Annotated in this window: 13 protein-coding genes and 1 riboswitch; of the genes, 9 read left to right on the forward strand and 4 right to left on the reverse strand. The window is 60.3% G+C overall.

Going from position 1 to position 12,483, the window contains the following annotated elements; translation table 11 throughout:
* Positions 1–22 precede the first annotated feature (22 nt).
* A complete protein-coding gene (locus tag AC0NIE_RS18465) occupies positions 23–1,042 on the forward strand; it encodes a phosphatase PAP2 family protein (protein WP_473485369.1) in 1,020 nt (339 codons plus the stop codon).
* Between the two features lie 184 nt (positions 1,043–1,226).
* The gene (locus AC0NIE_RS18470) at positions 1,227–2,942 is read left to right on the forward strand and encodes a GH32 C-terminal domain-containing protein (protein WP_473485370.1); all 1,716 of its coding nucleotides are present in this window, start codon (positions 1,227–1,229) and stop codon (positions 2,940–2,942) included.
* A gap of 22 nt (positions 2,943–2,964) precedes the next feature.
* Here AC0NIE_RS18470 and AC0NIE_RS18475 read toward each other — a convergent pair whose 3' ends face one another.
* Positions 2,965–3,720: an HAD-IIB family hydrolase gene (locus AC0NIE_RS18475; RefSeq protein WP_123151848.1), complete on the reverse strand. Its 756-nt coding sequence runs from the start codon at positions 3,718–3,720 to the stop codon at positions 2,965–2,967.
* Positions 3,717–5,054, reverse strand: coding sequence for a glycosyltransferase family 4 protein (locus AC0NIE_RS18480; RefSeq protein ID WP_473485371.1), 1,338 nt, complete (start codon positions 5,052–5,054; stop codon positions 3,717–3,719). Before AC0NIE_RS18480 ends, AC0NIE_RS18475 begins: the two co-directional genes overlap by 4 nt.
* A 553-nt stretch (positions 5,055–5,607) precedes the next feature.
* Here AC0NIE_RS18480 and mgtE point away from each other — a divergent pair.
* Together mgtE and AC0NIE_RS18490 are read left to right on the forward strand one after the other, a co-directional pair.
* Positions 5,608–7,038: a magnesium transporter gene (gene mgtE / locus AC0NIE_RS18485; RefSeq protein ID WP_473485372.1), complete on the forward strand. Its 1,431-nt coding sequence runs from the start codon at positions 5,608–5,610 to the stop codon at positions 7,036–7,038.
* Between the two features lie 147 nt (positions 7,039–7,185).
* Positions 7,186–7,572: a MerR family transcriptional regulator gene (locus AC0NIE_RS18490; RefSeq protein ID WP_023685221.1), complete on the forward strand. Its 387-nt coding sequence runs from the start codon at positions 7,186–7,188 to the stop codon at positions 7,570–7,572.
* Between the two features lie 87 nt (positions 7,573–7,659).
* Here AC0NIE_RS18490 and AC0NIE_RS18495 read toward each other — a convergent pair whose 3' ends face one another.
* Positions 7,660–8,166, reverse strand: coding sequence for a methyltransferase family protein (locus AC0NIE_RS18495; RefSeq protein WP_473485373.1), 507 nt, complete (start codon positions 8,164–8,166; stop codon positions 7,660–7,662).
* Entirely contained in the window at positions 8,163–9,155 is a 993-nt protein-coding gene (locus AC0NIE_RS18500; protein ID WP_473485374.1) for an acetyltransferase domain-containing protein, read from the reverse strand. The genes AC0NIE_RS18495 and AC0NIE_RS18500 overlap by 4 nt, the downstream gene beginning before the upstream one ends.
* A gap of 259 nt (positions 9,156–9,414) precedes the next feature.
* Positions 9,415–9,625, forward strand: a riboswitch (cobalamin riboswitch).
* Between the two features lie 37 nt (positions 9,626–9,662).
* Between AC0NIE_RS18500 and AC0NIE_RS18505 the strand changes: the two genes are divergently transcribed.
* From AC0NIE_RS18505 to AC0NIE_RS18525, 5 genes are all read left to right on the forward strand, one after another.
* Positions 9,663–9,842 carry a CbtB domain-containing protein gene (locus AC0NIE_RS18505; protein ID WP_473485375.1) on the forward strand — a complete coding sequence of 60 codons (180 nt, stop codon included), beginning with the start codon at positions 9,663–9,665 and terminating at the stop codon, positions 9,840–9,842.
* Positions 9,843–9,857: 15 nt separating this feature from the next.
* The gene (locus tag AC0NIE_RS18510; RefSeq protein WP_473485376.1) at positions 9,858–10,625 is read left to right on the forward strand and encodes a CbtA family protein; all 768 of its coding nucleotides are present in this window, start codon (positions 9,858–9,860) and stop codon (positions 10,623–10,625) included.
* Between the two features lie 22 nt (positions 10,626–10,647).
* Positions 10,648–11,145: a bifunctional adenosylcobinamide kinase/adenosylcobinamide-phosphate guanylyltransferase gene (gene cobU, locus AC0NIE_RS18515; protein ID WP_473485397.1), complete on the forward strand. Its 498-nt coding sequence runs from the start codon at positions 10,648–10,650 to the stop codon at positions 11,143–11,145.
* A 1-nt stretch (position 11,146) separates the two neighbouring features.
* The gene (gene cobO, locus AC0NIE_RS18520) at positions 11,147–11,785 is read left to right on the forward strand and encodes a cob(I)yrinic acid a,c-diamide adenosyltransferase (protein ID WP_473485377.1); all 639 of its coding nucleotides are present in this window, start codon (positions 11,147–11,149) and stop codon (positions 11,783–11,785) included.
* Positions 11,786–12,163: 378 nt separating this feature from the next.
* A complete protein-coding gene (locus AC0NIE_RS18525; protein WP_473485378.1) occupies positions 12,164–12,478 on the forward strand; it encodes a hypothetical protein in 315 nt (104 codons plus the stop codon).
* Positions 12,479–12,483: the final 5 nt, after the last annotated feature.

The following is a 12,483-nucleotide window of genomic DNA, read 5'->3' on the forward strand; positions in this document are numbered from 1 at the left end:
ATTTGAACCTTGGTAAATTAGCATGCTCTCAATTGCGGAGGCGGGGGACTACGGTCCATCGACAAAATGGTCATTGCGCCTTGCGTTCTTTCTAGCAATCTACGTGACGTGCGCGTCTGCAATAAGTCCGCAGTCTTTCTTCCACCTAACACTGGTTTATGCCCAGAAGTTCGTCGCCGGTATTCCGATCTTGTTTGTTGCTGGTGTCTGTTCAGCTGCGCTTATTTATGGTCGAGGAAAACCAACTCGCTACGCCGTCGATTTGGTCCGAGCGCGCTGGCGTGGCTGTTTGCTGGTGCTGCTGTTCTTCTTCGCCAGCTTGACCGCGTTCTCTACCTACAAGATGGCCATCCCGTCCGTCGTTCCATTCTATGCGGACAACTGGTTAGCCGATCTGGATGAATGGTTGCACGGGACAGCGCCGTGGGAACTCACGCACAGGCTCGACAGCAACATTTGGTCGATCGTCGTCTTCAACAGCTATGAGGTCATTTGGTTTTTCCAGTGGTTCGGCACCATGCTTTTCGTGTCTCTCTGGTCGGACAAGATTGGCCGCATCCGCTACCTCTGGGCAGCCGCGCTGACGTTATTCATCCTCGGCACCATCTTGGCCCTGGCGCTGGCATCGGTTGGGCCGATCTACTATCACCAGTTTGTTGGCGAGGACCGCTTCAGCGGACTCAACGCCGCCATGGACGGTCTCGACTATAGCCACATGGTGCGGGAGCCCGCTGCATATCTTCTAACGGCTTACCAGAGCGGCCGGCCAGACCTTGGCGGTGGCATCTCGGCCATGCCAAGCATGCACGTCGCCTTTGCCACACTGAATGCTTATCTGCTTTCTTCCCTCAATCTCTGGCTCGGTATTCTCGGTTGGATGTTCGCAGCCCTGATAATGTACGGTTCGGTATATACCGGATGGCACTACGCAGTTGACGGCTACGTCTCCATTATCGTGGTGTCGGTGATCTGGTGGGTGACCGGACGCCAGCCAGCGCAGATCGAGACACAGTTTGCGATACGCCAACCCATAGAGGGTTAGGTGCAACGCCTGGCAATGTCAGCCAGAGGCAACCCGCGGAAAAGGGAAGGTCTTGCGTCGATCCGGGGAATGACTTTGCCAAAGTGAAAATCCAGCTTTAACCTTCCGCAGCGCATTCCAGGTCGAGCACCCGGTTTTGGTACTCGACCTGCCTGGGAAAGCCGGACGCAATGGAGGCATCTTTATGAGTGACAGCCAGGTGAGGATTGCAGGAGGGGACACCATTCGAAGCCTGCATGCCGACCTGCCAGTCAACGCCACGTTCCATATCTGGCTTAAGGCGACCAAGCCGGACGTTCCGGGCTCGCTGTCTTTTTCCAATGTCCGTGGCAAGTTCGGCGAGGTGAGCGTTACGAACGCCGAAGAGTATGAATTCAGAATTTTTCACGTCTTCGGCGGCGGCAGTGTCGAACTGGACTACGACACGGACCAAACATCGGTATCGGTTGCCTACTGGTTCGCATTGGCCGACGTGCTGGAGACAGGCATTACAGTTCTCCACACCAATCCCGGAAATGCGCCGCCGAACATCCCTGACAGCTATCATTTTCGTCCGCCGTTCGGCTGGATGAACGATCCAAACGGATTCGGTCGGTTTGGAGGTCGCCCACATCTCTTTTACCAGCATTATTCACATGGACTTCGGTGGAATACGATGCATTGGGGCCACGCCGTCTCTTCCGACTATTTGCGGTGGCGTCACATGCCCATCTTCCTGTTCCCGTCGGAAGATCTTACCGCAAGGCCCGACAAACGGGGCGGTGCATATTCCGGCTCAGCCGTCCCGCTTGCCGATGGCCCGGGCATTCGCGTCTTTTTCACCGAGCAGGTACAGGACCGTATCCCGGAACAGCAAATCCAGCTCACTGCCACTTCCAGCGACCTCATCATGGCGGGAAATGCCGACGTCATCCTGCCGTACCGCCCGCTTGACGAGGGATTGACAGCGGATTTTCGCGACCCATACGTCTTCAGGGGACCGGATGGCCTTTGGAAGATGCTGCTGGGCAGCCAGAGCGATGAAGGCGGCGTTGTCCTGCTCTACGAAACCCGTGACCATACGGCCGCCACCGGCTGGACATATATCGGCAAGCTTCTGGTCGAGAAACACTATCGGACGACGGCGATCGAATGTCCCTGTTTGCTGCCGCTCGACGGGCCCGCGACCGACCCCGCGACGCGCTGGGTTCTAATTCTCGGGCTGATGAACAGCGAGGACCAGTCCACCCGGCGCAAGAACCTGACCATGGCCATTGTCGGCTGGTTCGATGGTCGGACGTTTGCCAAGGAATTCGAACAGGAACTGGACTTCGGGACGGATAATTACGCCTTCCAGGCCTTCGTCGACGGTGATGCCATTGTCGGTATAGGATGGCTTGCCAACTGGGCCGACACCGGACCGGCGATCGATTTCCCCACAGCCATGACGTTGCCTCGCAACATCCATCTGTCTGCAGGCGAGTTGCATACCCCGCCCATCGGAGCAGCCGAGAGCCTGCGGAGCCATATTCTGGATCGGACACGCCTCGCAGCCGGAGAACAGGTAAGCTTTATCAATGGCGCGGTCGAAATCCTGTTCGAGTTGGAAAGGCCGGGTGCCCATTTCCGCCTGAAACTCCAACATCCAACTGTCCGACTTGAAGTTGTGGTTGACGACGAGGGACTTGCCATTTGTCATGAAGACGGCGGCGCAGCGGAATCTCCTCACTATATCGCCAAGGGAGCCCGTCCAAAACGGCTGCGGATATTCCTCGACTACGGATCGATAGAGGTTTTCGCGGATCGCGGCCGTTGGGCTGGCACGAAGCGGATCAGCGGTTTTGAGCCGGTACAATCGGCACGTCTCATCGCCGAGACGGGTGCCGTTCTACACGCGACGGTATGGGCGCTCAAACCGTGACAGGGAGATCAATATTTTCAGCTCAGGATCGGGCGTCCGCAAACACCGACCAATGAGCGAGGCCTTCGACGACGCCAAGGGCGAACTGTTTCTTCGCGCTGTAAATCAGCGGGTTGTCCCGCGCCATGTCAAGCAGTTCGGGAAGGGCATTGGCAACGACAATCCCACGCGCACCCGGCAGGTCGAACATACTGCGATCGTTGTTGGTATCGCCGGCGACCACCACCTCATCCAGACCGATGCCGAGTTCATTGCAGAGCCAGGCCAGCGCCTGCCCCTTGTCTGCTGAACGCGGCAGGATGTCGAGATCGCGTCCACTCGAATAAACCATCGTCACCGACAGGCCGGCTTCGGCCAGAGCACGCTCGATGCTGGCAAGGGCTTCCGGACTTGCGTCGAGCAGGTACCAACTCGATTTGAAGGCGTGTTGATAGCCGTCGGGTTGACGGACGGTGTCTTCGAGCGATCCGAGCACCGCATCGACCTTTTCAAGAGACCAGCCTTCCGAAAACCTCTGGGTAAAATGCCCGAGGCGCGAGGTGTGCCGCGGACCGGCGAGCATCGTACCGACACCGCCGATCACGTAGTCCGGCGCTGGCAGGGCGACTTCGTCGACGAAGTTCAAAATGTCGTCGGCCAGACGACCGCTGTTGTAGACGAGAACCGGCCGGTGCTCGGGATCGAGAGCTTCCCATTTTAACCGAAAGCGTGACGTCGCCGGCGGATCGCCCGCCAGAGTCCCGTCGAGATCACTCGATAGAAGCGCGATCGGTTTCAATCGCCGTCGTTCCACGGCTCGTCCCAATCATGGTCGTCGACCGCCTTCAACACCGGACGTCCTTCGACAAGGCTGACCAACTGCTGCGCGATACCTGTCCAGGTGAACAGGCTGCGCGCCTTGTGCGCACCCATGCGGCCCAGTCGGCCGTAGAGGCGCGGGTGCTTCATAGGCTTGACGATGGTGATGCCGAGGTCTTCCTTGTCGAACGGATCACCGAACAGCGCGTGCCGGCCATAGCTGATCCCGCGATAGAGGCCGCCATGGATCGTAACCACGGTCGGCGTTCCGCAGGCCATCGCCTCGATCGCGGTCATGCCGAACGGCTCGTAGCGACTCGACAGGACGAACATGTCCGCCGCCCGATAGGTGTCGGCCAGATCCTCGTCGGCAACATAGCCTGAGAAGACGACACGGTCCTGCAAGCCTAGCTGTTCAACCTGTTCCTTGAGCTGGTTCAGGATCTTTTGTTCCTGCTCGTCCATGTTCTCGCCGCCGACAGCGAGCCTCAGGACCGCATCCGGCACACGCGGCGCCACCACGGAAAACGCATCGATCAGCAGGTCGTAGCCCTTGTTGGTGGCGAGCCGGCCGAGCGCCAGGATCGTTCGCCCTTCGAAGCCGAGCCGATGGCGGATCAACCGGCGAGACGCCTCGCTGACGGGGAAGAACCGGTTGTCGTCGTAACCGGGCGGGATCATATGCACGCGGTCGCGCTCGAGACTGTAGTCCTCGATCAGCATGTCCACCTGCGGCGGCGTCGTGGCAATCACCATGGCGCAGCTTCGATAGATGATCGTCTCGTGCTTTATGCGCTCCGTAAAATTGAACTCGGCCTCGAATGTATCGGCCTTGTCCGGGTAGTCCGTCTTCATCTGGCGCTGCTTCCATATGCCGAGGGAATGCGGCGTATGGATGTGCGGGATAGTGAGCGCTTCCGACAGTCGCTGCCCCGCCACGCCCGCATCCCAGTAGTGGCTGTTGATGAAGTCGTAGGAGAGGTTTTCCCTGCGAATCAGGCGCAGCGCGTTTTCACACCACTCGAGAAGGTGGCGGTGAAGATATTCCTTCGGAATAAAATCGCGTCCGCCACAGGCGACACGCAGGACACGAACCCCGTCTGCCACTTCATCGACAGGAGGCTGGTCTTCAAATCGCCGCGTCCAGATATCGACAGCATAGCCCAACTGGGCCAGCTTTTTTGCAAGTTCCAGGACGTAGACCACCTGTCCGCCGGTATCGGCCGCGCCGAGTGGTGCGTTGGCAGCTACGTAGCCGTGGGTTGAAATGAGTGCAATTCGAGGTGTCGCCGCATCCGAGTTGACGTCCGGCATCTGTATCCTTCTCTACGATTCTGCACGCCCGCAGTCGAAAGCGTGCGCCAATTCACAACTATAAGGATTCCACCCTCCATTCGCAAATTCCGAGCATGCGCTCAGGTCAACGCATTTGACGTTATGGTAAGGCAAACCGGCTCTGTCGCATATTTCGGTCACCGAGTTGCCTGGAATCGACGTTCGACGGTTCTTCGAGGATTTTACGGTGTCCAACGGCTGCCATTTCGATCAGTCTGTCATCCCTTGCGCCCGTTGGTCTCTGACCTCATCGCCTGAGCCTTCGCGTCCTTGAGGAGAGGGCCGAGTGCGGCATCAACGTCTGTCGGGCGATCCGGTTGCACCAGCCTTCGCTCCACGGCGGGGAAGGGCGTATTTCGTTTGATATTCCCACGCGTTGCGCCATAGAGGCGGACTCTCAGGTCGAATCGTGCCGCCGCACTATCTTTGTGTTTGAGCATCGGATTTTTCCCAAAACCGGTTTCCACTTTTGGGTCCAATGTTCTAGACGTGACAGGCACCTTTTCCGGAATTCTGATGGCGGGAGGCGCTGGTGGAAGGCCAGGACGAACAGACGACCGGCGCCAGGGCCGCTGACGGCAGCCATGCCGACATTTATGGCGAGGACGGCGCCATTCTGTCGTCGTTCTTGGCCCAGATCGGCGCCGCGATCGCCGATCGCGACACGCTGACGCTGAAGCGTGAAGTCGACGACCTGCACCAATCGGAACTCGGCGATCTGCTCGAGGCGCTTCATCCCGAACAGCGCCGCGCGCTGGTCGAATTGCTGGGCGCCGATTTCGATTTTTCCGCGCTGACCGAGGTCGACGAGGCGATCCGCCGCGACATCGTCGACAGCCTGCCCAACGCGCAGATTGCCCAGGGGGTGCAGGATCTCGATTCCGACGACGCGGTCTACATTCTCGAGGATCTCGAAAAGGAAGATCAGGACGAGATCCTGTCGCAACTGCCGTTCACCGAGCGGATCAGGCTGCGCCGCTCGCTCGACTATCCCGAAGAGACCGCCGGCCGCCGCATGCAGACGGAGTTCGTCGCGGTGCCGCCGTTCTGGACGATCGGCCAGACCATCGACTACATGCGCGAGGACCAGAACCTACCCGACCGCTTCAGCCAGATATTCGTCATCGACCCAAGCTTCAAGCTGCTCGGCGCCATCGACCTCGACCAGATCCTGCGCACCAAGCGCTCGATCAAGGTCGAAGAGGTCATGCATGAGACCAGGCACGCCATTCCGGCCACGATGGACCAGGAAGAGGCGGCGCGCGAATTCGAGCAATACGACCTTCTCTCCGCCGCCGTCGTCGATGAGAATGACCGGCTGGTCGGCGTGCTGACCATCGACGATGTCGTCGACGTCATCCAGCAGGAAGCAGAGGAGGATCTGCTGCGCATGGGTGGTGTCGGCGATGAAGAACTGTCGGACAGCATTCTCTCGACCTCGCGCTCGCGCGTTCCGTGGCTGCTGGTCAACCTCGGGACGGCCTTCATCTCGGCCTCGGTGATCAGTATGTTCGGTGCGACGATCGAGGAAATGGTCGCACTTGCCGCACTGATGCCGATCGTCGCCTCGCTGGGCGGCAATGCCGGCACGCAGACGATGACAGTGACCGTGCGCGCGCTCGCCACACGCGACCTCGATATCTACAATGCCGGTCGCGTCATTCGCCGCGAGGTTGTGGTCGGCTTGCTGAATGGCATGGTCATTGCGGCGATCCTCGGGCTGGTCGCCGGCCTCTGGTTTCACAATCCCGATCTCGGTTTCGTCATTGCCGCGGCGATGATCGTGAACATGCTGGCTGCGGCACTCGGCGGCATTCTGATTCCTCTGTTCCTCGACAGGCTCGGCGCCGATCCGGCGATTTCGTCATCAATCTTCACGACGATGATTACCGACGTTATCGGTTTCCTCGCCTTCCTTAGCCTTGCCACCTGGTGGCTGCATCTGGGCGCGGGAGCCGGATAAGGCGTTTCAATTGACTTTTACGTAAGTTGCGTGCGAGGTTTGGATGGAGAGCTGCCGGTCGATTCCGGTGCGGGACGAGCCCTTTTGTGAATGAAGGCATCGCCGCATGATGGCAATCGCGCCGCTTTCCGGGCTTTTGGAGTAACGATGCGGGAATATTATTCGATCACCGAACTGACCCGCGAATTCGATGTTTCGACGCGGACGCTGCGCTTCTACGAGGACGAGGGGCTGGTGCAGCCGGTACGGCGCGGCCGCACGCGGCTGTTTCGCCCGTCGGACCGGCATCTCATCCGCCAGATCATGCGCGGCAAGAGGCTCGGCTTTTCGATCAACGAAATCCGCGAAATCATCCAGATGTACAAGGAGCCGCCCGGGGAGGTCGGTCAGCTCAACCTGATGATCAAACGAATCGAGGAAAAGCGCGAGGATCTGCGCCAGAAGCGCCGCGACCTCGAAGAGACGCTGGCGGAACTAGATCAGGCCGAGGAATCCTGCGTCGAGCGATTGGTGGAGCTCGGCGTCAACACCTGAGCGGCCTTTTTTGACAATTCTACTCTGGCGGCCAGCTAGTGTGGTTTTCTGCCAGAGCGAATTCTTAAAAAGACCTTGCCGCACGCCTCAAATCCAGCGCCGCACCTTTTTAGCGTAATCCCGGTATTTCTTGCCGAATTTCGCCGTCAGAACTCTTTCCTCGCCCTCGATCGCCATCTTCTGCGTTGCGAAGGCGGCGATGATCGCCAGCGGCAGGAACCATACGATCCCCGAGATAAGGGCCACGCCGATCAGCAGCAGCGTGTTGGCCAGATATATCGGGTTGCGGCTGACGGCGAAGGGGCCTGATGTGACCAGGTGATCGGGCACGGCGTTTGGGTGGAGAGTCGTCTTTGCCCGGATCATGGTGCGGATTGCCGTGAACCAGAGCGCGACGACGCCGAACAATGCCACCCAGCCGGCCGCGAACAGGATGTCGCCCAGAAGGCCGCCGATCCATGGCAGCGGATAGAGCAAGCCAAGCGCGATGCTGACGGCGATGGCCGCGACATAGATCAGCGGCGGCCACGGTATAAACCCCGGTTTCGGCTGTCCCGGTTTCTGTTGCCCAGGTTTCTGTTGATGGTCGGTCATTGTGCTCCTCCCTCCATCAAAGTGCTGTCGGCTTTGGCAGTGCAGGCGCCGGCGAGCTCGTCGAGATGTGCCTTCGATTCCGCAGCTTGGTCGTTGCGGTAGAGCCGATCAAGCGTGGCCTCGCCCTCGAGTGTATCGAGCATGCACACACAATAGCTGGAGCAGAACTCCGTGTCGCGCGATTGCTCGCACGAAGTCTGGCATTCTTTCAGGAAGGTGACCTGCCTGGTCTCGACCGGTGCCGGCATGACTTGCGAAAAAAGCCAGATCGAGCCGATCAGCACCGGCTGGTGGATCAGATAGAAGGCGAGGCTGTGCCGGCCGATAAAGACCAGCGGATTTGTCCAGCGGCCGGGCGTCAGGCCTGCCAACCGCGTCAGCAGGCCGGAGGCGGAGGCGAGTTTTGCCGTCGCGATACCCGCAAGCACAGCGCCGAACCATGGAAACAGCGGGACATAATCGTTGGAGCGCGGGTTGGTTGCCGACAGGCCGACCCACCACAGGGCCGGATGGTCGAAGATCTCGGACCTGAGGTAGAGCGGCGCTGTGATGACGAAAGCTGCGACAGCAAGCGTCAGCAGCGCCGGCAGCCGCAGAAACGCCAGGCCGAGCAGGCTGGCGAGCGCGATCTCGTGCAGGATACCGAAGAAGATGAAACTGTCCGGCGTGGCAAGCCTCGTGGCAGCCGATATGGCGAGCGCCGCCCCGGCGACCATGGCGAAGCGTTTCCAGAAGCCGTTCCAGCGGATCAGTTTGCTATGGGCGAGGAACAGGCTGACGCCGACCAGGAACAGGAAGGTCGAAGCGATGCAGCGCGCGTAGAATTTCCACCAGCCGAAGGCGGTCAGGCCGGGATCGGTGTAGCCAAAGAATTCGAGATCCCAGGTGAAATGGTAACTCGCCATGGCAAGCAAAGCGACGCCGCGGGCGACGTCGATGGCGATGATGCGCTTGGATCGGTCCTGAACGGTCGGCGTAGAAATGCTCATGGTCTCGCAATCTGATTCAGCACTTGAAGACGACTATCATGGTTGCCCCGGACAAAAGAAGACAGGGCAAATCCCGTTGATGCTCAGGGCGTCGGTGAAAGCGCCGTATGCCGCTGACGCACCCATTAGAAGCGATGCGGGCCATATTCCTCGGGCATCAGCACTCCGGCCTCGTGGCGCCGGCCGGCTGGTTCCAGAGACGGCGCATTCGCGCTGGTAGCTGGCGGAATTTGGTTTGCCGGGCACGGCGATTCTGCCTATAGTCGCACCCGTCGTCGGTTCCGTTTGGAACCAAGAGGGAATGCGGTAAGGGCGATTCTTTGCCCAATGCCGTGGCTGCCCCCGCAACTGTGTGCGGTAGTCCTCTCCATATGCCACTGAAGAGTTTCTTTCGGGAAGAGCTTCTTCGGGAAGGTGGGGAAGGGCGCTGATCCGCGAGCCAGGAGACCTGCCGGCGACAGGAGAACTGATTTCTATGCCCTCGGGTGGAGGGCGAAAGGACAAGACATGAATACCGCTTCCGTCTCGCTCGTCGCTTCCGTCTCCTCGCAGTCGCGCTTCGTGCAGCTGGCGCTTGCTGCATTTCTCGGCATTTTCGTCATGGGCTTTGTCGGCTTCTCGCATATCGATGCGGTCCACAATGCCGCCCACGACTATCGCCATTCGATGGCGTTTCCCTGCCACTGACGAGGGGCCGACATCATGACACTGTTTCGCAACGTCGTGTTCATCGCGGCGATCGCAGGGCTTGTGGCTGGCGTCGTTCTCGCCTGCATGCAGGCCTACGCCACCGTGCCGCTCATTCTCAAGGCGGAAGTCTACGAGCAGGCCGGCGGTGGCCACACGCATGACCACGCCGCGGCGCCGGCCGCGAACGCCACGGACGCCAATGCCATGAGTAGCGCCGAACCGGCCGCTCCGGCTGCGGAAGACGAAGGCTGGGCGCCGGCCGACGGTTTCGAGCGCTTCGCCTTCAACGTCGTTGCCAACGTCGTCACCGGCATCGGCTTTGCGCTGATCCTGGTCGCCGCTTCGGAGTTCGCCGGCGGCATCGGCAATTGGCGTCAGGGCCTGTTCTGGGGCCTTGCCGGCTTTGCCGTGTTCACGCTGGCTCCGAACCTTGGCCTGCCTCCCGAACTGCCGGCTATGCCGGCTGCCGATCTCGCCCAGCGCCAGATCTGGTGGACGGCAACTGTGGTGGTGACAGCGGCCGGTCTTGGGCTGCTCGCCTTTCGCAAATCCCTGCCGCTGGCGCTGCTTGCCGTGGCGTGGATCGTGGCGCCGCATATCGTCGGCGCGCCGCAGCCCGACAGTTTTGAATCGCCGATCCCGGAAGCCCTGCACCACCAGTTCGTGGTGGCGGTGACACTGACCAATCTGGTGTTCTGGCTGGTGCTCGGCGCCGTCGTCGGCGTGGTGCGCGGCCGCTTGACCGGCAGCACGACCGGCCTGCGCGACAGCTTTGCCTGATCGCGCTGCTCCCGGCGGCAAGCTGACCCTGGTCATCGGCGGTGCGCGCTCCGGCAAGAGCGCGCATGCCGAAAGACTGGTGACGGCCTGTCCGGCGCCGTGGGCCTATATCGCTACGGCGCAAGCCTATGACGACGAGATGCGCGAGCGTATCGCGCTGCATCGGTCGCGGCGCGGCGAGGGTTGGACGACCATCGACGCGCCACTCGATCTCGTCGGCGCGATTGAGGCGTTGCCTGACGGCCGGCCTGTCCTCGTCGATTGCCTCACGCTGTGGCTGACCAACCATATGCTGGCCGAACGCGACATTGAGGCCGAATGCCGAGGGCTGGCCGATGTGCTGTCGCGGCCGCGCGGGCCATGGTTCGTGGTTTCCAACGAGGTTGGCCAGGGCATCGTGCCCGACAATGCGCTGGCTCGCCGGTTTCGCGATGCCGCCGGCCGGCTCAACCAGCAGGTCGCGGCAGTCGCCGGCACCGTGCTGCTGATGGTGGCGGGATTGCCGCTCGAGGTGAAATGACATGGCTGATAACAAACACATTGAAGACAAGCCGATTAACGACAGGGACGAGGAACGTCACCGCGCCAAGATGGCCAAGCGCAAGGCGGTGCAGGACGCCGAGGTCGCCGGAAAGACGGTCGAGAAGGCGCTGCTGATCGTCAACACCGGGCCCGGCAAAGGCAAGACCACCGCTGCTTTCGGGTTGGCGCTGAGGATGCTCGGCTACGGCAAGCGCGTCGGCGTCGTCCAGTTCATCAAGGGCAAATGGCATACCGGCGAGAAGGATGCCTTTGCCGCTTTCGGCGATCGGGTCGTCTGGCACACGATGGGCGAGGGTTTCACCTGGGAGACGCAGGATCTGAAGCGCGACATCGCCGCCGCCGAGGCTGCCTGGGCCAAGGCGCTCGAGCTGATGGCCGATCCGTCGATCAGCCTTGTGGTGCTCGACGAACTGAACATCGCGCTGCGCTACGACTATCTCGATCTCGACAAAGTGGTGGCGGCGCTGAAAGGGCGGCGCGAAAACCTGCATGTCGTCGTCACCGGCCGCAATGCCAAGCCGGCGCTGGTCGATGCCGCCGATCTGGTCACCGAGATGGGCGTGACCAAACATCACTTTTCCGCCGGCGTTAAGGCGCAGCAAGGGATTGAATTCTGAGGGGTGATTGCGCTTCGGCAGGGCACCCTCAAGCATTGCGGTGCTGGTGGCGGTGACGCTGGTAAAATTGCCGATCTCCCCTTGCGGGGGAGATCGGATCTCACCTGCGGTTTTCGACAACCTCAAGCTGTATTGTTCTTGCTTTGTGCCGGCAGCTATGATACTGATTCTTCTATAGTGCTGATTCGCACCGCCGACCCGCTCGCGAGGCGGGTTTTTGTTTTGCGCTCGATCTCGAGCGTCGATCACGCCATAATGACGACCGCCGAGATCTCCCGAACAGCGCGTCAGCACTAGGTCGGCGACCCTGTAGAGTTTCGGCGCCCGCCTTATGGCAGGGGATAGAATTCTGATCGCTAGGCAAGCTGGAGATTGTTCGTGGAACAGGCGGTAATCGTCTATCTTCTTCTGAAGGACGGTCAATTTGGAGCGTCGCAAGAACGCGAATCCATTTACGCGCTCGAGGATCGGCTAGAGAAAGCTATCGAGGATGCGTCGGTCGGCGAGTTTGACGGTGACTTGTTTGGTGAGGGCGAATGCATCCTCTACATGTATGGGCCAAACGCTGAACGACTTTTTGTTGTAGTCGAACCCGTATTGAGATCTTTTCCCGTAGCTGCCGGTGGATACGCGATCAAAAGGTTTGGCGAGGCAGCCGATCCAAGCGCAAAGGAAGTCCGTGTTACTTGGTAGGTCGG

Source organism: Mesorhizobium sp. WSM4842, assembly GCF_055901575.1.